The following is a 25,453-nucleotide window of genomic DNA, read 5'->3' as shown; positions in this document are numbered from 1 at the left end:
TATTATGCAACAAACAAGCCCCCTATTCTGAGGCCAGATGATGACAAATTCTTGGGTAAAATATGCTATTGGTGAAATAGAAGCGGATTTTCAACGCTCCGCCGATACCCACCTGATCCGCCTGAACCTGCCGGAATTTCCCGGTATCTGCCTGTACCTGAAAGATGAAAGCACTCACCCGACCGGCAGCCTGAAGCACCGGCTGGCGCGTTCACTATTTTTGTATGGTCTGTGTAACGGCTGGATCACCGAAAACACCACGATTATCGAGGCCTCCTCCGGCAGTACGGCGGTATCCGAAGCTTACTTCGCCCGGCTGATTGGCCTGCCGTTTATTGCCGTCATGCCTTCCTGTACCGCACGCCGCAAGGTTGAGCAGATCGCGTTCTACGGCGGTCGCTGTCACTTCGTCGACCACGCGGCGCAGATTTACGCCGTCTCCGAGCAGTTGGCGAAAGAACTGAACGGCCACTATATGGATCAGTTCACCTACGCTGAACGGGCCACCGACTGGCGCGGCAACAACAACATCGCCGACAGCATCTTCCGCCAGATGGAACGCGAACCTTTCCCGGTACCCAAACATATCGTGATGAGCGCCGGTACCGGCGGCACCTCCGCGACGCTGGGCCGCTATATCCGCTATCAGGGGCATGACACCCGCCTGACGGTGGTCGATCCGGAAAACTCGGTGTTCTATGATTGCTTCCACCAGCGTGACCGTACCCTTATCGGCAGTTGCGGCAGTCGTATCGAGGGCATTGGCCGCCCACGCGCCGAGCCCTCCTTTATTCCGTCGGTGGTCGACAGCATGATCCGCGTGCCGGATGCCGCCAGCGTCGCCACTATCCACTGGCTGGAAACGGTGCTCGGACGCAAGGTTGGGGCATCCACCGGTACCAACGTGTGGGGTGCGCTGCAGCTGGCGAAGCAAATGCGGGAAAACGGCGAGCAGGGTTCGATTGTCACCCTGCTGTGCGACAGCGGTGAGCGTTACCTCGACACCTATTACAACCCGGAATGGATCAGTAACAATATCGGTGACCTGACGCCCTATCTGGCACAGTTGGCAGATTTGTAATCAGCAGGATCAGACGAAAAAAAGCCGGGTAAGTCTACCCGGCTGGCTGCCAATAAAGCCTCATAATTCGGGGGAATAGGTGAGGTAGGGCGAACGCAGCCAATGTTGCAAATAGTGGGCCACCGCCTGCCGTTCGCAGTGTCCGATAACCTGTAGCTGTGGCAATAGCGACTTCAGCTGCGGCAGGGCATTGCCCATCACCACCCCGTGCCCTACCGTCGCCAGCATTTCCTTGTCGTTCATCGCATCACCAAACGCCATACAGTCCGCCATCTTCAGCCCCAGATGGCGGCTCAGCATATCCAGCGCCGAGCCCTTGTTGCAGCCCAGTGGCAAGACTTCCAGGCATTCATAGGCTGAGAAACAGAGATCGACCCGCGCAGCAAAGTGCTGGCGCAGCTGCACCTGAAGTTTTAGCAGTTCCTCATGCGGCCCAACAAAACACACCTTGCTGTTGCCGAACGCCGGTAAACGCCGCAGTTCGGTAAGCTGATAATGGAAGCCGCTCAGGTGGTGGGCCTGCAACATTTCCTGCGGTAGCGCAAACTCGGTCATCCAGCCTTCATCACGGAAGACGTGCATGCTGGCGTCGGTATGCCAATGGGTATGCAGCACCTCTTCGGCAATATCGGCCGGCAAATCGGTAGCCTGCAGTTGCTGCCCCCGGTTGTCATAGACCCGCGTGCCGTTACCGGTAATCAGATACCCCTGCAGACCTAACTGCGCCATGATCGGCTGCGCATCAAGGTAGTGGCGCCCGGTGGCGAAAGTCACCACCATCTCACGTTCAAGCAGTTGTTTTAGCACCGCCAGAGTCTCCGGCCCGACCCGGTGATCCGGTGTCAACAAAGTGCCATCCATATCAAAAGCCGCCAGGCGATACATAAAAACCTCGTGAATGTGAACGCGATTACAGTCCCTGCAGTATGGGATGGTATTTACGGAAGTAATAGTGAACAATTCTGGAAAACTGTTCCGGATTTACATCATACGCCTGAACCACCGCCTCAGCCAGTATCAACGCCTGTACCAGCAGCTCGGTGGCACGCCGGTCGCCATTACCGTCGGCGAGCTGGCGGCGATGTTCTATTGCAGCGAACGCCACGCCCGCACGCTGGTGCAACAACTGCAGGATCAGGGCTGGCTGAGCTGGCAGTCCCAGCCCGGACGCGGTAAACGTGCGCATCTGCACTGCCTGAAAACGCCGGATGAGCTACGTGCTGCCCATCTTCAAAGGTTGCTGAAGGATGGCGATCATCAGGGGGCGCTGGAAATGGCGCAGTTGGATCCACAACATTTACAGGAACTGCTCAGTCCACATCTTGGTGGTCAATGGCAGGCCGGCAGCCCAACGCTGCGTATCCCCTACTACCGCACGCTCGAATCGCTGGATCCGCTGACCCTGACCGGCCGCGCCGAACAGCATTTGGTCGCCACTCTGCATGCCGGCCTGACGCGATTTATTACCGGTAATCCCGAGCCACAATCCGACCTGGCCCACCATTGGCAAATCAGCCATGACGGCCTGCGCTGGCAATTCTTTCTTCGCAGCCAACTGCGCTGGCACAACGGTGAGCCGCTGACCGGCCAGCAACTGCTGCAAACGCTGGAAAAACTGCAGCAACATCCACGCAGCCAACCGAGCCTGGCCAACGTTGCCACTATCAGCCTGCCCCATGCGCTGTGCCTGCAGTTGGATTTACAGTGTCCGGACTACTGGCTGGCGCACCGGCTGGCGGAGTTGCCTTGTTTGCTGACCCATCCAGAGGCTTCGGGCATGGGAGCCGGCCCGTTTAAACTGACGCTAAACCAACCGCACCTGGTCAGGCTGGAGCAACACCCGTTTTACCATTTGCAGCATCCTTTTCTTGAGAGCATCGAGTATTGGATCACACCCGAGCTGAACACCGGTGATGCTTATACCAGTTGCCAGCATCCGGTACGCATTACCCTCGGTCAGCAGGAAGAAATGGCATTGGCGCGGCCGGTACAGAGGAGCATGAGTCTGGGTTGGTGCTATCTGGCGGTGAATTTGAAACACGGCGTGCTCAGCGAGGCTCAGGGAAAAAAACTGCTGATGCTGATCCAGCAATCCGGCCTGTTGGCCAATCTGCCGGTGCCCAACAGCGTCATCACCCCCAGTCGCGAGATGCTGCCCGGCTGGTCAATTCCACAGCATCAGGCTGACGAGGATATTGCCCTGCCCGCTAAATTGACGCTGCTGTATCGGCCCCCGGTAGAACTGGAGACGGTCACAGTGGCCTTGCAGCAACTGTTGGCGCGACACGGCTGCGAGCTGGAATTGCGCTACTACGCAGGTAAACGCTGGCAAAGCGCCGAACAAATCGAACAGGCCGACCTGCTGCTGGCGGATAACCTGATTGGAGAGTCACCGGAGGCCACGCTGGAAAGCTGGCTACGGCAAGATACGCTGTGGCGCGGTATCCTGCCCGAGGCTCGCTGGCGGCACCAGCAACACACGCTGCAGCAGATCCAGCAGCTCCCGGCGCAGCAAGCACGTTACCAGCAATTGAAAGACTATTATCAGCAGCTTATGGCGGCAGCGATCATCACTCCGTTGTTTCACTATCAGTATCAAATCAGCGCGCCGCCGCGCATTCATGGCGTCACCCTGACGGCCCACGGTTGGTTCGATTTCTGCCAGGCCTGGCTACCGCCGCCGGTGAAAAATACCACGCCTCCATCCACCGACTGAATTTGCCCGATCCTGCGGTATGCCACCATTTCTGCTACCATTGCTGCCGCAACGCATTTTTATCTTACCGCCCGAATGTGTATCGGGTAGGGTCTCAGCAATAAATTGAGGTTATTTTATGAAGCGCGCGGTTGTCGTTTTCAGCGGTGGACAAGATTCCACGACCTGCTTGATTCAGGCATTGAAACAGTATGATGAAGTTCACTGCGTCACCTTCGATTACGGCCAGCGCCATCGCGCCGAGATTGAGGTAGCTCAGGAACTGTCTTTGGCCCTGGGGGCCAAGGCGCATAAGCTGCTGGACGTAGGCCTGCTCAATGAGCTGGCGATCAGCAGCCTTACCCGTGACAACATTCCGGTTCCCGCCTACGACAGCTCGCAGAGCAATGGATTACCGAGCACCTTTGTGCAGGGCCGCAACATTCTATTCCTGACGCTGGCGGCGATTTATGCCTATCAGGTCGAAGCTGAAGCGGTAATCACCGGCGTGTGTGAAACCGACTTCTCCGGCTACCCAGACTGCCGCGATGAGTTTGTCAAAGCGCTGAACCAGGCGATAGTGCTGGGCATCGCCCGCGATATCCGCTTTGAAACGCCTTTGATGTGGCTGAACAAGGCAGAAACCTGGGCACTGGCAGATTACTACCATCAGCTGGAACTGGTGCAGCAGGATACCCTGACCTGCTACAACGGCATCAAAGGCAATGGCTGCGGTGAATGTGCGGCCTGCCATCTGCGCGCCAACGGGCTGAAGCAGTACCAAATCAACAAGGCCGAAGTGATGGCGAGCCTGAAGCAAAAGACCGGGCTGGTCTGATTGAATAACGGCGGCACGGCTTGCCGCTCGTTGCTTTACCTATCTTCAAGCGGCGTGAGCACCTGCAGGTGTTCACGTAGTTGCCCCTCAATCGGCAATGCTCGCTGGGTTTTCAGATCGACACAAACGAAGGTCAGCAGCGCATCCGCCACCGGAGCCCCCGTGGCATCCTGAAATACCTTCTGGCTCAACACGCCGCTTTTGCCGTTTAGTTGTACCATCTGGCTGTCAATGCGTAACTTGTCGCCCAATACCGCAGGGGTGCGATAGTTAATGTTGATGTTCACCACAATAAAGGCGATGTTGTTTTCCGTCATCCAGCGGAAGCCTTCCTGGTTCTCCAGCCAATCCCATCGCGCCTCCTCCAGGAACTCCAGATAGCGAGCGTTGTTCACGTGCTGATAAACATCAAGATGATAACCACGGACTTTGATAAAGGTCTGGTGCATAGGTAACAACCGCTCCTGCCTGATGATTACAGAAAGAAGGAGCCGCAAGCGACTCCTTCACCCATTTGGTCAAAGTGCCAAACTGGTAAGACCTGTAAAATGTAGCAGAGGAAAAAGGGCTGCATTATCACTTTGCCACGCAGCCGTGATCTAAATCACATTTTGAGCCGCGCACGATTCCTTTCAAACAGTGCAGGCCCAATGCCCGGTACTTCCTGAAGCTGCTCAATCTGCGTAAAGGGGCCATTTTGCTCGCGGTAGCGCACAATGCTCTCCGCTTTTTTCAATCCAACGCCTTTAAGTATACTGGCCAGTTGTTCGGCATCGGCCTGATTGATACTGACTGATGCCTCATCATTGGCAGCCACCGCGGCTTCTGCGCCCTGCCCGGCATTAGCCGCCGGCACGGAGAGCACCGGTTGCCCGGTAACCGCTTTTTCTTCCGCGGCCAATGATGGCCCGGTCAGGCAGAGCAGTGCTACGGTCAGCAAGGCTTTGACGCTAAAACCACTCTCATTTACCGCTTTTTTTTCTGTAAGTTGCATGCTGTGTCCTCCTTGTGTTTAACAGCAAGCTCACCTTGCCGCAGCGAGGAAACTTCAGCAATTGGCGGATTTCAGATATGGAAAAGGCCGCGAAAGCGGCCTTTGAGGATTGCATTGCGTTGCAGAAAACTGCGGCGCTTTACTGAGGTTGCTGCTGCTCAGCGGCACCCATGGTGATTTTGGCTTCTTTGCGCAGGCTGGCCAGCAGAGAGTCAAAGGACACGCCAGTTGCACCTTCTTCCATTTTACTGACGAAGGTTTTCATTTCTTCCGCCGACAAGGTGCCTGGCTTCACGGCATCCAGCGCAATCAGTACCACGTTGTCCTGGCGGTCTTGCGACATACCATAGACCGGCTTGCCTTCCTGCGGATGCGGCAGTGCGAACACGCTCTGCACCAGTTGGCTGTCTTCCGGCGCACGCGCCATCTTCTGCACGCTGCCAAAGCGGAGATCGGCGGCTTTCATCGCCTCGTCGCCCTTGCCCTGTTTCAGCTCAACCAGCAGTTTCTCGCCCTGCAGTTTGGCTTCCTGTTCCGCTTTGTTGCGCTTGACCAGTTCTGCCACGCGATCTTTCACCTGGTCGAACGGTTCGATGCCCTCTGGCTTGTGGCCAGACACGCGGATCACGAAGGCACGGTCGCCATCAACGTTGATCACGTCGGAGTTGCTGCCCGGAGAGCCACCTTCACCAATCAGGGAACCGTCGAAAATCGACTGAATGACCGGTTTGAAGTTCAGCACTGCCGGGATGTTGTCGCGGGTAAACCAGTCAGTTTGTACCGCTTTCACGCCTGCGGCCTCTTCGGCCGATGCCAGAGACTCGTTATCGCTGGTAGCAGCTTCACTCACCTTCTGTTGCAACGCGTAATAAGCGTCTACCGCTTTCTCCTGCTTAACCTGCTTGGCGATAGCGTCATGCACTTCGCTCAAGGGTTTCACTTTTTCCGGCTCGATGTCGTTCAGACGGATCACCAGATAACCTACTGAAGACTTCACGGCGCCGGAAAGCTGGCCTTTTTCGGTCAGGTTAGCCTGCTTGAGTTCGTCTGCAGTGGTGTCCGGCTCCAGCCAACCCAGTTCACCGCCGGTGCGGCGTGAAATGATGTCGGTGGATTTGTCTTTCGCCAGGGTGGCAAAATCGCCGCCTTTCTTCAGTTCATCCAGTACCGCGTTGGCTTCCGCCTCGGTTTTCAACTGGATCACACTGTAGTTCTTGCGTTCAGGCTGGCCGTAGCTGCTTTTGTGCTGGTCGTAATAGGCGCTGATATCCGCGTCGGTTACCGTCACCTTGTCTTGCATAGCAGCGGCGTCCATTGGGATGTAGCTTACTTTGACCTGTTCTGGCGCAATAAAGCTGTTCTTGTTTTGGCTGTAGTAGTCTTTCAGCTCGTCGTCGGTCACGGTCTGCTTGGCCTGCAATGCTTTCAGATCCAGCGTAGCCAGACGAACATCGCGCTGTTGCAGCACCAGTGCCGTCATATCCTGAGCTTCGGCAGGCAGAATAAAGCCCGAACCGCCAAAGGCCTGGATCACCTGCTGGTTAACCAGCTGCTGACGCATTGATTGAGCAAAGTTATCGGCGGTGTAACCCATGCGGCTAATCAGATCGAGATATTTAGCGTTATCGAACTGACCGTTAGTCTGGAAGTAAGGCGCCTTGCGGATGGCGTCCTTTACCTGATCGTCGCTGACGCTCAGGCCTAATTTCTTGGCATATTGGTCCAGCAGCATGTTGTCGATCAACTGAGACAACGCCTGATGGCGCATCTGCTGCATATAACCTTCGTTACCCGCCAGCGCAGAGAACTGGTCACCCAGCTGTTGCTGCATGCGGCTGCGTTCGCTTTGGAAAGCCTGTTCCAGCTGAGCGCGCTCGATCACCTGACCATTTACTTTCGCTGCATAATCGCCGGAACCGCCGATCAGGTAGTTACCCACCCCGGTCAAAATAAATGACAAGATGATCAGGGCCAGGATGATTTTGAGCACGACGTTATTAGCTGCCGCGCGTAAATTGTCCATCATAGTGTGACAACACTCCGCTGTGATGTGGATTAAAAACACCCTTGCGCAGGCGCGTTCCCTGCGACAAAAATAAAAAAAGCGCATCAATCTGATGCGCCTTATATCTTACCTTACCAGCACCGTTGCGTCAGGTGATTGTTTATTACAAAGCCCTGTAACGCTAAACGGTTAGACGCAAACAATCAGTTTACTGCGTCTTTCAGCGCTTTCCCTGCACGGAAGGCCGGAACTTTGGCTGCCGCGATTTTGATCTCTTTACCGGTTTGCGGGTTACGACCGGTACGGGCCGAACGTTCACGCACGGTGAAGGAACCGAAACCCACCAGGGCCACGTCATCCCCTTCCTTCAAGGAGTCAGTAACAGATGCAATCACTGCATCTAAAGCACGTCCAGCTGCCGCTTTGGAAATATCAGCACCTGCGGCAATTTTGTCGATCAGTTGTGACTTATTCACTCTATCATCCCCTCTAGAATTCAATCGTCGCACCGAAAAATCCCTACGGTTGCGACAGCGCAGCTGTTATATCAATCCCATCGTGCCTTGGCAAGCCACCGAAGCGTGACAAAACGCGGGCCGACAGCTGTCTAACTTAGCGGTACAAAAAAAGACTGGCAAGTCCGAAATGACTTGCCAGCATAAGTTTTATCAATGGATTTTGCGATACATCACTATTTTGCCGCTACCGGCAGTGCGCCGAAGGCCGGATTGAGCAACGCAAGGTCCAAAACTTCATCAATTCGTTGCACCGGATGAATATCCAGATCGGCGATAACATTGGCCGGGATCTCTTCCAGATCGCGCTTATTCTCATAAGGGATCAGCACGGTTTTGATACCGCCGCGATGCGCCGCCAGCAGCTTCTCTTTCAGGCCACCAATCGGCAGAACCTGGCCACGCAGCGTGATCTCGCCGGTCATCGCCACATCGGCACGAACCGGGTTGCCCGTCAGGCAGGAAACCAGCGCGGTACACATCGCAATACCGGCGCTTGGGCCATCCTTAGGTGTCGCGCCTTCCGGTACGTGCACGTGGATATCGCGCTTTTCGTAAAAATCAGGGTTGATACCCAATTTATCCGCGCGCGCACGCACCACGGTCAGTGCAGCCTGGATAGATTCCTGCATCACTTCACCGAGCGAGCCGGTGTAGGTCAGCTTGCCTTTGCCCGGTACGCAGGCGGTTTCAATGGTCAGCAGATCGCCACCCACTTCCGTCCACGCCAGACCGGTAACCTCGCCCACCCGGTTTTCGGTATCCGCGCGGCCGTAGTCGACACGCTGTACGCCCAGGTAATCCTTCAGGTTGTCGCCGTTGATCTCGATATGCTTGAGCTTTTTGTCCATCAGCAGCGTTTTCACCGCTTTACGGCACAGCTTGGAGATTTCACGCTCCAGGCTACGCACCCCGGCTTCGCGGGTGTAGAAGCGAATAATGCCGGTAATGGCGCTGTCGTCGACCGTCAACTCACCTTTCTTCAGGGCGTTACGCTCAAGCTGCTTCGGCAACAGATGCTGCTTGGCAATATTAAGCTTCTCGTCCTCGGTATAGCCAGACAGGCGGATCACTTCCATACGATCCAGCAACGGCGCAGGAATGTTCATCGAGTTCGAGGTCGCCACGAACATCACGTCGGACAGATCGTAATCCACTTCCAGATAGTGATCGTTAAACGCCACGTTCTGTTCCGGATCCAGCACCTCAAGCAGTGCAGAGGCTGGATCGCCACGCATGTCGGAAGACATCTTGTCGATCTCATCGAGCAGGAACAGCGGGTTTTTCACCCCAACCTTGGCCATTTTCTGGATCAGTTTGCCCGGCATGGAACCGATATAGGTGCGACGGTGACCGCGGATTTCCGCTTCGTCACGCACGCCACCCAACGCCATACGCACGTACTGGCGTCCGGTCGCTTTAGCGATCGACTGCCCCAACGAGGTTTTACCCACGCCAGGAGGCCCTACCAGGCACAGGATCGGCCCTTTGATTTTGCTTACGCGGCTCTGTACTGCGAGATACTCAAGGATACGGTCCTTGACGCGCTCCAGGCCGTAGTGATCAATATCGAGCACTTCCTGCGCCTTGAGCAGGTCTTTTTTAACCTTGCTGCGTGCATTCCACGGCACCTGCAGCATCCAATCGATGTAGCCGCGTACCACGGTTGCTTCCGCAGACATTGGCGACATCATTTTCAGCTTTTGCAGTTCCGCTTCGGTTTTTTCACGCGCGTCTTTCGGCATTTTCGCCGCTTCGATCTTGCGCTTCAGCGCTTCATGCTCGTCCGGCGCATCGTCCATCTCGCCCAGTTCTTTCTGAATCGCCTTCATCTGCTCATTCAGATAGTACTCGCGCTGACTTTTTTCCATCTGTTTTTTGACGCGATTACGGATGCGTTTCTCAACCTGCAGCAGGTCGATTTCCGATTCCATCATCGCCATCAGGTATTCAAGACGCTCGGTGATATCGAACATCTCCAGTACCGACTGCTTGTCACTGAGCTTCAGCGGCATGTGCGCAGCGATGGTATCCGCCAGGCGCGCAGCATCGTCGATGCTGTTCAATGACGTCAGCACCTCCGGTGGAATTTTCTTGTTCAGTTTGATGTAGCCTTCAAACTGATTGATTGCAGTGCGAACCAGCACTTCTTGTTCACGCTCGTCAATCGCGGGTGACTCAAGATATTCTGCCTGGGCAGCAAAATGCTCGCCGCTGTCGGAAAGCGTAGTAATACGCGCCCGCTGCAGGCCTTCGACCAGCACTTTTACCGTGCCATCAGGCAATTTCAGCATTTGCAGGATCGACGCTACGGTGCCGACTGAGAATAAATCATTAATGCCAGGTTCATCCGTTGAGGCCTCTTTCTGTGCCACCAGCATGATCTTTTTATCGTGATCCATTGCTGCTTCGAGGCACCGAATCGATTTTTCCCGGCCAACAAATAACGGGATCACCATGTGCGGATAAACCACCACGTCGCGCAACGGCAACACGGGGATTTCAATGCGTTCGGAACGCTCAGGGTTCATAGAGCTCTCTCTTAAGTTTAACTTCCGCCAGGTTGAGGGGGAATCTCATGAGACGCAAGCATCAAACGTTTCATAAAATCTGGTTAATGAGTATATGGGGATGAATCTCTTACATTCAACGGCAAGAATGCAGGAAATAAAAATGGGGGATAAAATCCCCCATTTTGACATTAACTTTCTGGTTTGACTGGCTAATTATTCGCCTGAAGCCTGTGCTTCCGGTTTGCCGTAAATCAGCAGCGGTTTGGACTGACCGGCGATAACCGACTCGTCGATCACCACTTTGTCGACGCTTTCCATTGAAGGCAGGTCATACATGGTGTCCAGCAGCGCAGCTTCCACGATAGAACGCAGGCCACGTGCGCCGGTTTTGCGTTTCATCGCCTTTCTGGCGATGGCGTTCAGTGCTTCTTCACGGAACTCCAGCTCCACACCTTCCAGATTGAACAATGCCTGATACTGTTTGGTCAGGGCATTTTTCGGCTCTTTCAGGATCTGGATCAGCGCATCTTCGCTCAGCTCACTCAGCGTGGCCACGACCGGCAGACGGCCAATGAACTCAGGGATCAGGCCAAACTTGATCAGATCTTCCGGTTCAGCCTGCAGCAGCAGTTCGCCTTCGGTCGCCTTCTCAGACTCGCCCTTTACGGTGGCGCCAAAACCAATACCGGAACCGGTATTAACGCGCTGACCGATCACTTTATCCAGGCCGGCAAATGCGCCGCCACAGATAAACAGGATTTTCGAGGTATCAACCTGCAGGAACTCCTGCTGCGGATGCTTGCGGCCACCCTGAGGGGGAACGGCAGCAATAGTGCCTTCGATCAGCTTCAACAGCGCCTGCTGCACGCCCTCACCCGAAACGTCACGGGTAATGGACGGATTGTCTGACTTACGAGAAATCTTATCGATTTCATCGATGTAGACGATGCCGCGCTGGGCTTTCTGCACGTCGTAGTCACATTTCTGCAGCAGTTTCTGGATAATATTCTCCACGTCCTCACCCACATAACCGGCTTCGGTCAGCGTGGTGGCATCGGCCATGGTGAAAGGCACATCCAGGAAGCGTGCCAGCGTTTCCGCCAGCAAGGTTTTACCGCTACCGGTAGGACCAATCAGCAGAATGTTGCTTTTGCCCAACTCGATACCGTTGCTGGTATCGCCGTTGCGCAGACGTTTGTAGTGGTTATACACCGCTACCGCCAGCACTTTCTTCGCCGGTTCCTGACCGATGACATAATCATCCAGGTGGTGGCGGATCTCGTGCGGCGTCGGCAGCGCGCTGCGCTCACGATGCGGTGAAACTTCTTTAATCTCTTCGCGAATAATGTCGTTACACAGGTCAACACATTCATCGCAGATATACACTGACGGACCGGCAATCAGCTTACGCACTTCATGCTGGCTTTTGCCGCAGAAAGAGCAGTACAGCAGCTTTCCTGAACCGTCTTTGCGCTTATCTGTCATCAGTAAACCTCTTCTTTAGTCTTTGTCCCGCAGGAAAATCACGGCGGCCGTGCGCCCCGAATTCATACCGGGAATGCCGATAATGCTCACCAGAGCGAGCCACGCCCGCTCTGATTACTATAGTCTATCGGCTCGCACAATTACCTCGCCAGCCGCGTGGTGTTACTTGCGGTGCGTCAGAATGCCGTCAACCAGACCGTATTCTACCGCTTCTTCCGCGGTCATAAAGCGATCGCGCTCGGTATCGCGTTCGATCTGCTCCAGTGTCTGGCCGGTGTGTTCTGCCATCAGCTCATTCATGCGCGCCTTCACCTTCAGGATTTCACGCGCATGGATTTCGATATCCGTCGCCTGGCCCTGATAGCCGCCCAGCGGTTGGTGGATCATCACGCGTGAATTAGGCAGACAGAAACGTTTTCCCTTGGCACCCGCAGTCAGCAGGAAGGAGCCCATCGAGCACGCCTGGCCCATACAAATGGTGCTGACGTCCGGCTTGATGAACTTCATGGTGTCATAGATTGACATGCCAGCAGTGATCACGCCCCCCGGGGAGTTGATGTAGAGGAAAATGTCTTTTTCCGGGCTTTCTGCTTCGAGGAACAGCATCTGCGCCACAATCAGGTTGGCCATGTGATCTTCGACCTGGCCGGTCAGGAAAATAATGCGCTCTTTCAGCAGGCGGGAATAGATGTCGTAAGAACGCTCCCCGCGTGAAGTCTGCTCTACCACCATCGGCACCAGGGCCATGTTAGGTGCAAATTGATCTCGTTCGCCACTGTATGACATTACCGTCTCCTAATAGAAATTGCCTTGGCGGCCAGGGTTACACCCTATTACACCGATTCTACTTGAGAACGGTCATGATGACTATGCTCAAGCATTCGACCCACGCCACACGTACCCGACGGTTTTTCTTATCCCGCGCACTCTGGCAAACAGCCTATACCCGTCATCTTTCAAGTCACAGCGTTGTTACCTGCACTTGCTCACCCCAGTTACTTACTCGATTAAGCGCCTGGGGATGAGCGAGTTGGGCGCCTAGCTGCAACTTGAAAGCTATAGGGTATACATATACTTTTTACAGATTGGGGCCACAGTCAGAATTTCAAGCCCGGCAGAGTATTTTTAGCGGTTATCCTACACACCCTGGCTACAGGTGATAACCATCATGCCAGACTGTGCCAAGATCAACAGTGTAAATATAGTGCATATTGTCACGCTTAACCTGAGATTAATCAGCAACGTGGCAAAAAGAAAAGCCCGCAACCGAAGGTTACGGGCTTTTTTAACGCCAGAGCCAGCAAGCCGGCCCTGAGAGCGCAACAAGTTGCGCTCTGGCGTACAGACATTACGCCTGTTGAGTCTGGTTCATCAGCTCGCTGAAGGTAGTGGCTTTCTCAGTCACTTTCGCTTTTGCCAGCAGGGCTTCAACCGCTTGTTCTTCCAGAGCAACGTTGCGCATGTTGTTCATCAGCTCTTTGTTTTTGCTGTAGAACTCAACAACTTCACTTGGATCTTCGTAAGCGGAAGCCATTTCTTCGATCAGCGTTTTAACGCGCTCTTCGTCAGCTTTCAGATCGTTGGTGCTGATCACTTCGCCCAGCAGCAGACCGACAACTACGCGACGCTTGGCCTGCTCTTCGAACAGTTCGCGTGGCAGTTCCAGCGCTTGCTTCTCGTTGCCGCCGAAACGCTGTGCAGCCTGACGGCGCAGAACGTCAACTTCGCCGTCGATCAGCGCAGCAGGAACGTCGATTTCGTTAGCGCTGACCAGACCGTCGATTGCCTGAGTCTTGATGCGGTTACGCACAGCGCCTTTCAGCTCGCGCTCCATGTTTTTACGCACTTCAGCACGCAGGCCTTCAGTAGAACCATCAGCCACGCCGAAACGTTTGATGAATTCTTCAGTCAGCTCTGGCAGTTCACGCTCTTCTACTTTCTTCAGAACGATAGCGAACTTAGCCGCTTTGCCCTTCAGATTTTCAGCGTGGTAATCTTCCGGGAAGTTAACGTCGATGGTGAACTCTTCACCGGCTTTATGACCGACCAGACCTTCTTCGAAGCCTGGGATCATGCGGCCCTGGCCCATGGCCAGTACGAAGTCAGAGGCTTTGCCGCCTTCGAACTCTTCACCGTCGATAGAACCAGAGAAGTCAACGGTCACACGGTCTTCAGCCTGAGCTGCGCGATCGGTTTCTTTCCAGGTCGCCTGCTGCTTGCGCAGGGTGTCCAGCATGGTGTCAACGTCAGCGTCGTTAACTTCAACCACCGGCTTCTCAACTTCGATGCCGTCCAGGCCTTTCAGCTCAACTTCCGGATACACTTCGAACTCAACGGCGAAAGTGAAGTCTTCACCTTCTTTGTACTCGCCTGGCACGTAGTTTGGTGCGCCAGCCGGATTGATCTTTTCTTTGATGATCGCATCAACGAAGCTGCGTTGCATCGCATCGCCCAGTACGTCTTGACGAACGGAAGCGCCATAACGTTGCTCAACGATGTTCATTGGTACATGGCCCTTACGGAAGCCATCGATACGAACGCTTTTTGCAGCGTTGATCAGCTCTTTTTTAATAGCCTGCTTGATTGTATCAGCGGGTACAGTAATAGAGAGACGGCGCCCAAGGCCTTGAGTGGTTTCTACTGAAACTTGCATCTTGTTACCTCAAAAAAATCACAGTGCTCGGTCAACTCCGTTCGAAGAACCAGGACGGCTACATTACAGAACCGAGTTTCCTGATGACAGAAGTGTCCCGAAACCATTCCGGAAAAATAAGACGCGACATTATAGCGGCGCAAGCGGAGCGAGTCGAGGAAAGCAAGGCAGCGGCGGCGCGCTAAAACTCACACTTTTGTCGATTTGATCGCCAAAAGGCCGCCGAAGCCGACCCGGCCTTGGCTGCATTGCGCATCCGCTGTGTCGTCGTCAAAAACAGAAACGGCCCGCAGGCCGTTCCAAAATTCGTCTGTAGTAATACCCCAAATCGTGGTCAAAGTTCCACTGATACCGCAAATTTAGCCGTCAGGCCAAGGTTCCGGCACCTCGACAAGGGGGGGAGGCCGGCACGGTATCCTGCAGCCCTTCCCACTCTTTCAGGGTATAAGTGTGCAACGCCAGCGCATGTACACCATCAGATAACTCTTCCGACAGGACGCCGTAAATCGAGCGATGCCGCGTCAGGAAACGTTCGCCGACGAAGCGATCGCTGACCAACACCACCTTGAAATGACTTTCTGAGCCCGCCGGAACGTTATGACGATAGCTTTCATCAACGACTTCCAGATACGCGGGCTCAAATGCCGCCCTTAACTTTGCTTCTATTTGCTCGCGAATCATAGGATCTCCTTACTACACCGGCAGAGGACCGTCCCCATCTATTTCAATATTAGCCTCTTTCTCCCCTTTTAGACCATTGCGCAGGTAAATTTCTCTTCTTTGCGGACAAAAAACGGCCAACATCCGTCGCCGCTTGAGGTTTTTCTTATTGAGACGGTCAAAAAAGCATGTTTTTATCAACGGCAGGTAAAAATTTGTCACTCCGGTGCGTTCTGCGCTTCCTCCGGCCGGCGGCGATGCTATGATGTCGACAATTTGTTGTTGGCTATCCCGCTCTGATTATTACAGAAAGCTTGCTCAAACCAGCCTCGCTATATTGGGCAGCTTAAAATCCATCGTGAATGAGACAGTAACTATGTTAAAGAAACTTTGCCTTCCACTGTTGGCCGCACTGCTGCTGGCCGGCTGTGCTACCAGCAGCAACACCCTGAACGTAACTCCAAAGATCGTACTGCCGCAGCAGGATCCGACCCTGCAAGGCATCACCATCAGCATTAACGGCGCGGACCAGCGTAAAGATCAGGCCCTGGCCAAAGTCAACCGCGACGGCCAGTTGGTGACCCTGACGCCATCACGCGACCTGCGTTTCTTGCTGCAAGAAGTGTTAGAAAAACAAATGGGCGCACGCGGCTATATGATCGGTGCCGACGGTGCCGTTGATCTGCAAATCGTGGTGAATAATCTGTACGCAGACGTCTCCGAAGGCAACCTGCGCTACAACATCACCACCAAGGCCGATATCTCGATTATCGCTCAGGCGAAAAACGGCAATAAACAGGTGAAAAACTACCGCTCAACTTATAACGTCCAGGGTGCCTTCACGGCAACCAACGATAAAATCACTAACGCGGTCAATAGCGTGCTGGGTGACGTTATTGCCGATATGGCGCAGGACACCAGCGTCAACGACTTTATCAAGCAAAACGCGCGTTAATCCGCGAACGCCTTGCACCGCCCGGATAATTGGGCGGTGCAGACAGGGAACTCATGTCGAAACACTATCTGAATCTCTTCACCCAGCGTAACTCCGCTATCCTGCTGCTGCTGGGCTTTGCCTCGGGTCTGCCACTGGCGCTGACCTCCGGCACGCTGCAAGCCTGGATGACCGTCGAAGGCATCGATCTGAAAACCATCGGCATTTTTTCGCTGGTCGGTCAGGCCTATGTGTTCAAATTCCTGTGGTCGCCCTTTATGGACCGCTATACCCCGCCATTCCTCGGCCGCCGACGCGGCTGGCTACTGATCAGCCAGGTGCTGCTGGTAGTGTCAATTGTGGCGATGGGCTTTATGCAACCGGCACAGCATCTGTGGTGGCTCGCAGCATTGGCTGTTTTGGTGGCGTTCTGTTCTGCGTCGCAGGATATTGTTTTCGATGCCTATAAAACCGATCTGCTGAGCGCTGAAGAACGCGGCGCCGGTGCCGCCGTTTCGGTTCTGGGTTACCGCTTGGCGATGCTGGTGTCCGGCGGGCTGGCGTTGTGGCTGGCGGATCGTTACTTCGGTTGGCAGTCAACCTACTGGCTGATGGCTGGACTGATGCTGATCGGCATCGCCGCTACTTTGCTGGCACCGGAACCGGACAACAGCATTCCGGCTCCACGCACCATGGAACAGGCGGTAGTCGCCCCGCTGCGTGATTTCTTCGCGCGTAACAATGCCTGGCTGATTTTACTGCTGATCGTGATGTACAAAATGGGCGATGCCTTTGCCGGCAGCCTGAGCACCACCTTCCTGATCCGAGGCGTAGGGTTCGATGCCGGGGAAGTTGGGCTGGTGAACAAAACTCTCGGCCTGTTCGCCACTATCGTCGGGGCACTGTTTGGCGGCGTGCTGATGCAACGTCTCAGCCTGTTCCGCGCCCTGATGCTGTTCGGCATCCTGCAGGCGGTCTCCAACCTCGGTTACTGGATATTAGCGGTTACCGATAAAAACATCATGACGATGGGTAGCGCTATCTTCCTGGAAAACCTGTGCGGCGGCATGGGCACCGCCGCCTTCGTCGCGCTGCTGATGACGCTGTGCAACAAATCATTTTCCGCGACCCAGTTTGCCCTGCTGTCGGCATTATCCGCCGTCGGCCGCGTCTATGTTGGCCCAATTGCCGGTTGGTTTGTCGAAGCGCACGGCTGGCCGTTGTTCTATTTATTCTCGATTGTCGCTGCCCTGCCCGGTCTGTTGCTGCTGCGCCTGTGTCGACAGACGCTGGAATATACCCAGCGCACGGATAACTTCATGCCACGCACCGAATTCCGTCAGTTTTACCGTTGGGCGTTGCGCATGCTGACCCTGGGTTGCTCATTGCTGGGACTGTGGTTGATTCTGCTTATCACCAACGCACTCGACTGGAGCGCCTTGCCAGGTCTGGCCGATCGGTTGCTGCAGATGGGCGCCGCGCTGAGCCTGGTGGGAATTGCGATGGGCAGCCTGTTGGACTATCTGGCGTTGCGGCGTACCCGGTTGGCCTGATATCGTCGGCCGGTGGTAACACCGGTCGGCAAAAATGCATCAGTGTGATGTATTTATTTAGTTAAAAAATATAATTCCCGTCCGAATTATTTTTTTATCCGAGTGTGGCGCTCGGGAAATAAAATTAAATTCACCTTTAATACACAATTATTTTACATTAAATAAACCTTTCATTCGTATTTCAAAAAAGCGTTTTTACCTGCTGGATTCATCATACCTTTAGTTTTCCTTAACATACGAATTGCCCGGCACGATTCAGCGTGCCAACGCTTTGTTGCCATTAGTAAATTGTCACGCAACGTGACATCTGTGACCCCCTTAACAGAAAGTGTCAACAAGGCGCTGACACTCCCTTAAGCATGTTTACAGTACTGCAACCTTCCCGTAAAATGCCCGCACACATGAAACGACAATAGAGCCTTTGTAATTGAGGTCGTTAGATGAGACTTAAGAAATACAATAAAAGTATTGGGATGTTGTCATTAATTGCCTCCACTGTAATGCTCAGTGGTTGCAATATGGTATTGATGAATCCCAAAGGAGCAATTGGTGTTGAGCAACGGACACTGATTATCACTGCAATCGCATTAATGCTGATCGTGGTGATACCAGTCATCTTTATGGCGTTCGCCTTTGCCTGGAAGTACCGTGCTTCCAACAAAGATGCCAAATACAGTCCGAACTGGTCACATTCCAACAAAATCGAAGCGGTCGTCTGGACCATTCCTATCATTATCATCGCCATCCTTGGCACCATTACCTGGAAGACTACCCACGAACTCGATCCGTTCAAGCCAATTGTCACTGACAAGAAGCCGATGACGATCGAAGTGGTGTCGCTCGACTGGAAATGGCTGTTTATCTACCCGGAACAAGGCATCGCAACGGTTAATGAACTGGCTTTCCCGAAAGACGTTCCAGTTGAATTCAAAATCACCTCTAACTCGGTAATGAACTCGTTCTTTATCCCTCAGTTAGGTGGGCAGATTTATGCGATGGCCGGGATGCAGACCAAACTGCACCTGATCGGCAATGAAGCAGGCAAATACGACGGTATTTCCAGCAGCTTCAGCGGTCGCGGGTTCTCCGGCATGAAGTTCACCGCCATTGTCACCCCAACCGAAGGCGACTTCGATCAGTGGGTTGCCAAGGTGAAAGCATCGCCGACTAACCTTAACGCCACCAGCGACTTTAACAAACTGGCAGAGCCGAGTGAAAACAACCCGGTTGAGTACTTCTCCAGTGTCAAACCGAATTTGTTCAAAGAAACTATTGGCAAATTTATGGGCGATATGAACATGCACAAGGGCGCTACCACGCACGAAGGTATGGACATGAGCCAGGGTATGGACATGGGTGAACATGCTGCTCACGCCGGAGCCGAGGAATAACTGATGTTGGGAAAATTAACGATTGATGCGGTTCCGTACCACGAACCGATCATCATGGTCACCGTTGCTGCAATTGTTATCGGGGGTCTGGCTCTGCTGGCGCTGATAACCTATTTCGGCAAGTGGAAATGGCTATGGAGCGATTGGCTGACTTCGGTCGACCATAAAAAAATTGGTATCATGTACATCATCGTGGCAATGGTTATGTTGCTGCGTGGTTTTGCCGATGCCATCATGATGCGTAGCCAGCAGGCGCTTGCGTCCGCCGGTGAGGCCGGATTCCTGCCGCCGCACCACTACGACCAGATCTTTACCGCCCACGGCGTAATCATGATCTTCTTCATGGCGATGCCTTTCGTGGTCGGCCTGATGAACGTGGTTGTACCCTTGCAAATCGGTGCGCGCGACGTTGCCTTCCCGTTCCTGAACTCCCTGAGCTTCTGGTTCTTCGTGGTGGGTGTCGTCCTGATCAACATCTCTCTGGGTGTGGGTGAGTTTGCGCAGACCGGTTGGCTGGCGTATCCGCCGCTGTCGGGTAAGGAATACAGTCCTGGCGTCGGGGTCGATTACTGGATCTGGAGTCTGCAGATTTCCGGTCTGGGTACCCTGTTGACCGGTGTGAACTTCTTCGCCACCATCATGAAGATGCGTGCTCCTGGCATGCCTCTGATGAAGATGCCGGTGTTCACCTGGGCGGCGCTGTGTACTAACGTCCTGATCATCGTTTCTTTCCCAATTCTGACTGTTACCATCGCGTTGCTGACCCTGGATCGCTACCTGGGCTTCCATTTCTTTACCAACGATATGGGCGGCAACATGATGATGTACATCAACCTGATTTGGGCCTGGGGTCACCCAGAGGTGTATATCCTGGTTCTGCCAGTGTTTGGTGTGTTCTCTGAAGTCACCGCGACCTTCTCAAGAAAACGCCTGTTCGGCTATACCTCACTGGTATGGGCAACCATCGCGATTACCGTTCTGTCGTTCATCGTATGGCTGCACCACTTCTTTACCATGGGGTCCGGCGCGAACGTTAACGCCTTCTTCGGTATCGCCACCATGATCATTTCCATCCCTACCGGGGTGAAAATCTTCAACTGGCTGTTCACCATGTACCAGGGCCGCATTCAGCTCAACTCCGCAATGCTGTGGACCATCGGCTTCATCATCACCTTCTCCGTTGGTGGGATGACCGGCGTTCTGCTGGCAGTACCGGGCGCGAACTTCGTGCTGCACAACAGTCTGTTCCTGATTGCCCACTTCCATAACGTGATTATCGGTGGTGTGGTATTCGGTTGCTTCGCCGGCCTGACCTACTGGTTCCCTAAATCCTTCGGCTTTACGCTGAACGAGACCTGGGGTATCCGTGCGTTCTGGTTCTGGATCATCGGTTTCTTTGTGGCCTTTATGCCACTGTATGCTCTGGGCTTTATGGGTATGACTCGTCGTATCAGCCAGAACATCAACCCAGAGTTCCACCCACTGCTGCTGGTAGCGGCGTGCGGCGCAGCTCTGATTGCCTGCGGTATCCTGTGCCAACTGATTCAGATCTACGTCAGTGTGCGTGACCGTGAGCAGAACCGTGACCTGACCGGTGACCCATGGGGTGCTCGTACACTGGAGTGGTCCACTTCGTCTCCACCGCCGTTCTATAACTTTGCCGTAGTGCCGCAGATTCATGACCGTGATGAATTCTGGGACATGAAAGAAAAAGGCAACGCTTATAAGAAACCGGCGAAATACGAACCGATTCATATGCCGAAAAATACCGGTGCCGGTGTGATTATTGCTGGCTTCAGCCTGGTATTTGGTTTCGCGATGATCTGGGACATCTGGTGGATGGCGATCGCTGCCTTCGTAGGTATGATCGTGACCTGGATTGCCAAGAGCTTCGATGAAGATGTTGATTACTATGTGCAGGTTGATGAAATCGAGCGCATTGAAAACCAACACTATGAACAAATCAGCAAAGCAGGCGTGAAACATGTCAACTGATACTCTGACTAACCATGACGCAGCCCATGCAGAACATGGGCACCACGACGCAGGAGAGACCAAAGTCTTCGGATTCTGGATCTACCTGATGAGCGACTGTATTTTGTTTGCGAGCTTGTTCGCGACTTATGCAGTACTGGTGAACGGGACCGCTGGCGGTCCCTCTGGCAAAGACATCTTCGATCTGAAGTTTGTTCTGGTTGAGACCTTCCTGCTGCTGTTCAGCTCCATCACCTACGGTATGGCGATGATCGGCATGAACAAAGGCAAGGTTGGCAGCGTTAATACCTGGCTGTTCCTGACCTTCCTGTTTGGTCTGGGCTTCGTAGCGATGGAAATCTATGAGTTCCATCACCTGATCGTTGAAGGCTATGGCCCGGATCGCAGTGCGTTCCTGTCAGGCTTCTTCGCACTGGTTGCTACCCACGGTCTGCACGTGTCTACCGGCCTGGTTTGGATCGTTATCATGATGATTCAGGTCAGCAAGCGCGGCCTGACGTCAACCAACAAGACCCGTCTGATGTGTCTGAGCCTGTTCTGGCACTTCCTGGACGTGGTTTGGATCTGCGTATTTACCGTTGTTTACCTGCTGGGGGTTATGTCATGAGTCATTCATCCCATGAAACTTCTCACGGCGGCGCAAGCCACGGTAGCGTTAAGACCTATCTGATCGGCTTTATTCTGTCGATCATCCTGACGGTGATTCCATTTGCGATGGTGATGAGCGGCACGGCCTCTCACTCCACTATCCTGGCGGTTGTAGTCGGCATGGCGGTGATTCAGGTGGTTGTTCACCTGATTTACTTCCTGCACATGAATACCTCATCGGAAGAGCGCTGGAACCTGGTGGCATTGCTGTTCACCGCTATGATCATCGGTATCGTTGTTGTGGGTTCACTCTGGATTATGTACAACCTCAACATCAATATGATGGTCGATTAAGAGCAGAGCTGGACGTGATGATTAAGCAATACCTGCAAGTAACTAAACCAGGAATTATTTTCGGCAATTTAATTTCTGTCGTCGGGGGATTCCTGCTCGCCTCTAAAGGGAGCATCGACTATCCCCTGTTTCTCGCCACCCTGGTGGGGGTCTCGTTGGTTGTCGCTTCGGGCTGTGTATTTAACAACTACATTGACCGCGACATCGACAAGAAAATGGAGAGAACGAAGAATCGGGTGCTGGTTAAGGGCCTGATCGCGCCGAGTGTAAGCCTGGTTTATGCTACCGCTCTGGGTATTGCGGGCTTTGCGTTGCTGTATATCGGTGCCAATCCACTGGCCATGTGGCTGGCGGTAATGGGCTTTGTGGTTTATGTCGGCGTTTATAGCCTGTACATGAAGCGCCACTCGGTATACGGCACGCTGATCGGCAGCCTGTCGGGCGCTGCGCCACCGGTTATCGGTTATTGCGCAGTCACCAACGAGTTCGATGCCGGCGCGTTGATCCTGCTGGCTATCTTTAGCCTGTGGCAGATGCCGCATTCCTATGCGATTGCCATCTTCCGCTTTAAAGATTACCAGGCAGCCAACATTCCGGTCCTGCCGGTAGTGAAAGGCATTTCGGTGGCGAAGAACCACATCACGGTCTACATTGTGGCGTTTATGATTGCCACCCTGATGTTGACCCTGGGCGGCTACGCCGGCTACAAATACCTGATCGTCGCTGCGGCGGTGAGCGTATGGTGGCTGGGCATGGCACTGCGTGGTTACAAAACCGAAAATGACAGCGTTTGGGCACGCAAGCTGTTTGTGTTCTCGATTGTTGCCATCACTTCGCTGAGCGTAATGATGTCTATCGACTTCAGCGCGACGGCCGCGCCGGAAGCGTTGATGACGTACGTCTGGTAAGCCAAATCGTCTGTGAATGGGCCGCTTTCGCGGCCCATTTTATTTGTCTCGCCAAAAAGCCGACGAACTGTAATATCTGCTAAACAACATTAGATTTACCCCCCCTGCCCTTCACACTAAAATGACGCTTCTTTCACAGAAGCTATCCCCTCAGGCGTTATCACCGATAGCCTGACGGAATGGCTTTTAATGAGGTTTTAATGAGCGATAATGCAATGACCCCGCTGGAACGACGAGCGACCTGGGGATTAGGCACGGTATTCTCACTGCGTATGCTGGGCATGTTTATGGTGTTGCCGGTACTGACCACCTACGGTATGGCGTTGAACGGCGCCAGCGAAACGCTGATCGGTATCGCCATCGGTATTTATGGCCTGGCGCAGGCGGTGTTTCAGATCCCCTTCGGCCTGATCTCCGATCGTATCGGCCGCAAACCGCTGATTGTCGGCGGGCTACTGATCTTTGCGCTGGGCAGTGTCATTGCCGCCGCGACCGACTCCATTTGGGGGGTGATCCTCGGCCGGGCGTTGCAGGGCTCCGGCGCTATCGCCGCCGCAGTGATGGCTCTGCTGTCAGACCTAACCCGGGAACAGAATCGCACCAAGGCAATGGCGTTTATCGGCGTCAGCTTTGGTATTACCTTCGCTATTGCGATGGTGGTTGGCCCAATCGTCACCCACGCCTTTGGCCTGCATGCGCTGTTTTGGATGATTGCCGTGCTGGCATTGGCCGGCATCGTAATCACTCTGGCAGTGGTCCCTTCCGCCAGCCACCACGTGCTGAACCGGGAATCGAGCATCGTACGCGGCAGCTTCAGCAAGGTGCTGAGCAACTCCCGGCTGTTGAAGCTCAACTTCGGCATCATGTGTCTGCATATCCTGCTGATGTCCAGCTTCGTGGCGCTGCCACTGGCGATGGAAAAAGCCGGGCTGGCAGCGAGCCAACACTGGATTGTCTACCTGGTCACCATGCTGGTTTCTTTTGCCGCCGTAGTGCCATTTATCATTTATGCCGAGAAGAAGCGCCGCATGAAGCAGGTCTTTATGGGGTGCGTAGCGGTGTTGTTCTGTGCGGAAGTGCTGCTGTGGCTGTCCGGCGCGCACCTGTGGGGCATCATTGCCGGCGTGCAGCTGTTCTTTATGGCGTTTAACGTCATGGAAGCGATCCTGCCTTCGCTGATCAGCAAAGAGTCTCCGGCCGGTTACAAGGGTACGGCGATGGGGGTTTACTCCACCAGCCAGTTTATCGGCGTGGCGATCGGCGGCAGCCTGGGTGGCTTGCTGTATGGCCTGCAGGGTGCGGGCCTGGTGTTTATCGCCGGGGCGGTGTTGGCGGCAATCTGGTTTTTGGTCAGCAGCACCATGCAAGAACCGCCTTACGTCAGCAGCCTGCGTATTACGCTGTCGGAACTGGCCGTGAAGGATTCGGCACTGGAAAGCCGCCTGAAAGCCCAACCGGGCGTGGCGGAAGCGATAGTGGTGCCGGAAGAGCGCAGCGCCTACGTGAAGGTCGATACCAAACAAACCAACCGAGTCCAATTGGAAGCGCTGGTGAATTCACTGTAAAGAAAAGGGCCAGCAAGCTGGCCCTTCAGACGGCTGACAAAGCCCATTATTAGGGAGAGCGTGCCGAAGGGGTCGTAGCGGCTTGCCCGCCGGAGTGCCCCTCGGTGCGCTAGGCCCGAGTATCTCGGGCTCAAAGACAACTTTGTCATCTAACTCAAGGGCCAGCAAGCTGGCCCTTCAAGATCGCCACCTTCGCAAAAACCTTAATCGCGGAAGTTTTTGAACTGGAACGGCTGTCCGAGATCGGCACCGCGCACCAGCGCCATCACGCCCTGCAGATCGTCGCGTGATTTGCCGGTCACCCGCACTTCATCGCCCTGAATTTGTACCTGGACCTTCAGCTTGCTGTCTTTGATCAGCTTGACGAGTTTCTTCGCCTGGGCGCTTTCAATCCCCTGCTTCAGCTTGGCATCCACACTGTAGGTTTTACCGCTGTGTGTCATTTCTTCCGGGATCTCGAGTGCGCTGCCTTCAATGCTACGTTTACTGAGTTTTTCACGCAGAATATCGAGCAACTGCTGCACCTGGAAATCAGACTCGCTGGCGACTTTAATGCTTTCGTCTTTTTCGTTCAGCTCAAAGCTGGCCGGCACGTTGCGGAAATCCCAACGGGTGCCCAGATCGCGCGTGGCGTTCTCGACGGCGTTACGCACTTCCTGCATATCAATTTCGGAAACAATGTCGAAAGATGGCATACTTCTTCCTCCTGAATGAGAGCCTAATACG

General features: G+C 54.1%; 22 protein-coding genes. 11 read left to right on the top strand and 11 right to left on the bottom strand.

Annotated elements, in window-relative coordinates:
* Window positions 1-40 precede the first annotated feature (40 nt).
* Window positions 41-1,081, top strand: coding sequence for a PLP-dependent cysteine synthase family protein (locus tag OCH02_RS18145; protein WP_261432407.1), 1,041 nt, complete (start codon window positions 41-43; stop codon window positions 1,079-1,081).
* 60 nt (window positions 1,082-1,141) lie between these two features.
* On the opposite strand, the gene cof is transcribed toward OCH02_RS18145, so the two are convergent.
* Window positions 1,142-1,966 (bottom strand): HMP-PP phosphatase, encoded by an 825-nt coding sequence (cof, locus tag OCH02_RS18140; protein ID WP_261432393.1) that lies wholly within the window; start codon window positions 1,964-1,966, stop codon window positions 1,142-1,144.
* A 103-nt stretch (window positions 1,967-2,069) separates the two neighbouring features.
* On the opposite strand from cof, the gene OCH02_RS18135 reads away from it, so the two are divergent.
* Together OCH02_RS18135 and queC are read left to right on the top strand one after the other, a co-directional pair.
* On the top strand, window positions 2,070-3,797 hold the full coding sequence (locus OCH02_RS18135) for an SgrR family transcriptional regulator (protein ID WP_261432406.1): 1,728 nt from the start codon (window positions 2,070-2,072) through the stop codon (window positions 3,795-3,797).
* 118 nt (window positions 3,798-3,915) lie between these two features.
* Complete coding sequence (gene queC / locus OCH02_RS18130) at window positions 3,916-4,614, top strand: 7-cyano-7-deazaguanine synthase QueC (RefSeq protein ID WP_261432392.1); 699 nt, start codon at window positions 3,916-3,918, stop codon at window positions 4,612-4,614.
* Window positions 4,615-4,649: 35 nt separating this feature from the next.
* On the opposite strand, the gene OCH02_RS18125 is transcribed toward queC, so the two are convergent.
* The 9 genes from OCH02_RS18125 to bolA form a co-directional block, all read right to left on the bottom strand.
* Window positions 4,650-5,063 (bottom strand): acyl-CoA thioesterase, encoded by a 414-nt coding sequence (locus OCH02_RS18125; RefSeq protein WP_261432391.1) that lies wholly within the window; start codon window positions 5,061-5,063, stop codon window positions 4,650-4,652.
* 155 nt (window positions 5,064-5,218) lie between these two features.
* The gene (locus tag OCH02_RS18120) at window positions 5,219-5,608 is read right to left on the bottom strand and encodes a ComEA family DNA-binding protein (protein WP_261432390.1); all 390 of its coding nucleotides are present in this window, start codon (window positions 5,606-5,608) and stop codon (window positions 5,219-5,221) included.
* A gap of 139 nt (window positions 5,609-5,747) precedes the next feature.
* Window positions 5,748-7,634 carry a peptidylprolyl isomerase gene (gene ppiD / locus OCH02_RS18115; RefSeq protein ID WP_261432389.1) on the bottom strand — a complete coding sequence of 629 codons (1,887 nt, stop codon included), beginning with the start codon at window positions 7,632-7,634 and terminating at the stop codon, window positions 5,748-5,750.
* Between the two features lie 182 nt (window positions 7,635-7,816).
* Window positions 7,817-8,089, bottom strand: coding sequence for a nucleoid-associated protein HU-beta (gene hupB / locus OCH02_RS18110; RefSeq protein ID WP_017891836.1), 273 nt, complete (start codon window positions 8,087-8,089; stop codon window positions 7,817-7,819).
* 215 nt (window positions 8,090-8,304) lie between these two features.
* Entirely contained in the window at window positions 8,305-10,659 is a 2,355-nt protein-coding gene (lon, locus tag OCH02_RS18105) for an endopeptidase La (protein ID WP_135315388.1), read from the bottom strand.
* 195 nt (window positions 10,660-10,854) lie between these two features.
* Window positions 10,855-12,126, bottom strand: coding sequence for an ATP-dependent protease ATP-binding subunit ClpX (clpX, locus tag OCH02_RS18100; protein ID WP_135315387.1), 1,272 nt, complete (start codon window positions 12,124-12,126; stop codon window positions 10,855-10,857).
* Between the two features lie 162 nt (window positions 12,127-12,288).
* On the bottom strand, window positions 12,289-12,912 hold the full coding sequence (gene clpP / locus OCH02_RS18095; protein WP_012005535.1) for an ATP-dependent Clp endopeptidase proteolytic subunit ClpP: 624 nt from the start codon (window positions 12,910-12,912) through the stop codon (window positions 12,289-12,291).
* Between the two features lie 562 nt (window positions 12,913-13,474).
* Window positions 13,475-14,779 carry a trigger factor gene (gene tig, locus OCH02_RS18090; protein WP_017891835.1) on the bottom strand — a complete coding sequence of 435 codons (1,305 nt, stop codon included), beginning with the start codon at window positions 14,777-14,779 and terminating at the stop codon, window positions 13,475-13,477.
* A gap of 366 nt (window positions 14,780-15,145) precedes the next feature.
* A complete protein-coding gene (gene bolA, locus OCH02_RS18085) occupies window positions 15,146-15,460 on the bottom strand; it encodes a transcriptional regulator BolA (RefSeq protein ID WP_012005533.1) in 315 nt (104 codons plus the stop codon).
* A 355-nt stretch (window positions 15,461-15,815) separates the two neighbouring features.
* On the opposite strand from bolA, the gene OCH02_RS18080 reads away from it, so the two are divergent.
* The 8 genes from OCH02_RS18080 (at window position 15,816) to OCH02_RS18045 (ending at window position 24,727) form a co-directional block, all read left to right on the top strand.
* Entirely contained in the window at window positions 15,816-16,394 is a 579-nt protein-coding gene (locus OCH02_RS18080) for a lipoprotein (protein WP_261432388.1), read from the top strand.
* Between the two features lie 53 nt (window positions 16,395-16,447).
* Window positions 16,448-17,926 (top strand): muropeptide MFS transporter AmpG, encoded by a 1,479-nt coding sequence (ampG, locus tag OCH02_RS18075; RefSeq protein WP_261432387.1) that lies wholly within the window; start codon window positions 16,448-16,450, stop codon window positions 17,924-17,926.
* 440 nt (window positions 17,927-18,366) lie between these two features.
* Window positions 18,367-19,317: a cytochrome o ubiquinol oxidase subunit II gene (cyoA, locus tag OCH02_RS18070; RefSeq protein WP_026142235.1), complete on the top strand. Its 951-nt coding sequence runs from the start codon at window positions 18,367-18,369 to the stop codon at window positions 19,315-19,317.
* A gap of 3 nt (window positions 19,318-19,320) precedes the next feature.
* The gene (cyoB, locus tag OCH02_RS18065; RefSeq protein ID WP_130379479.1) at window positions 19,321-21,312 is read left to right on the top strand and encodes a cytochrome o ubiquinol oxidase subunit I; all 1,992 of its coding nucleotides are present in this window, start codon (window positions 19,321-19,323) and stop codon (window positions 21,310-21,312) included.
* Window positions 21,302-21,919, top strand: coding sequence for a cytochrome o ubiquinol oxidase subunit III (locus OCH02_RS18060; RefSeq protein WP_135315383.1), 618 nt, complete (start codon window positions 21,302-21,304; stop codon window positions 21,917-21,919). Before cyoB ends, OCH02_RS18060 begins: the two co-directional genes overlap by 11 nt.
* Entirely contained in the window at window positions 21,916-22,254 is a 339-nt protein-coding gene (locus OCH02_RS18055; RefSeq protein ID WP_012005527.1) for a cytochrome o ubiquinol oxidase subunit IV, read from the top strand. Before OCH02_RS18060 ends, OCH02_RS18055 begins: the two co-directional genes overlap by 4 nt.
* 17 nt (window positions 22,255-22,271) lie before the next feature.
* Window positions 22,272-23,162, top strand: coding sequence for a heme o synthase (cyoE, locus tag OCH02_RS18050; protein WP_012005526.1), 891 nt, complete (start codon window positions 22,272-22,274; stop codon window positions 23,160-23,162).
* A gap of 200 nt (window positions 23,163-23,362) precedes the next feature.
* The gene (locus OCH02_RS18045) at window positions 23,363-24,727 is read left to right on the top strand and encodes an MFS transporter (RefSeq protein WP_261432386.1); all 1,365 of its coding nucleotides are present in this window, start codon (window positions 23,363-23,365) and stop codon (window positions 24,725-24,727) included.
* Window positions 24,728-24,930: 203 nt separating this feature from the next.
* Here the strand turns inward: OCH02_RS18045 and OCH02_RS18040 are convergent, their stop codons facing one another.
* Window positions 24,931-25,422 (bottom strand): YajQ family cyclic di-GMP-binding protein, encoded by a 492-nt coding sequence (locus OCH02_RS18040; RefSeq protein WP_012005524.1) that lies wholly within the window; start codon window positions 25,420-25,422, stop codon window positions 24,931-24,933.
* Between the last annotated feature and the right edge of the window lie 31 nt (window positions 25,423-25,453).

This window comes from Serratia quinivorans, assembly GCF_946227985.1.
GTDB lineage: Bacteria > Pseudomonadota > Gammaproteobacteria > Enterobacterales > Enterobacteriaceae > Serratia > Serratia quinivorans_A.
Note: the sequence above shows the minus strand (reverse complement) of the source record. Positions and strands in the feature narration are given on the sequence as shown.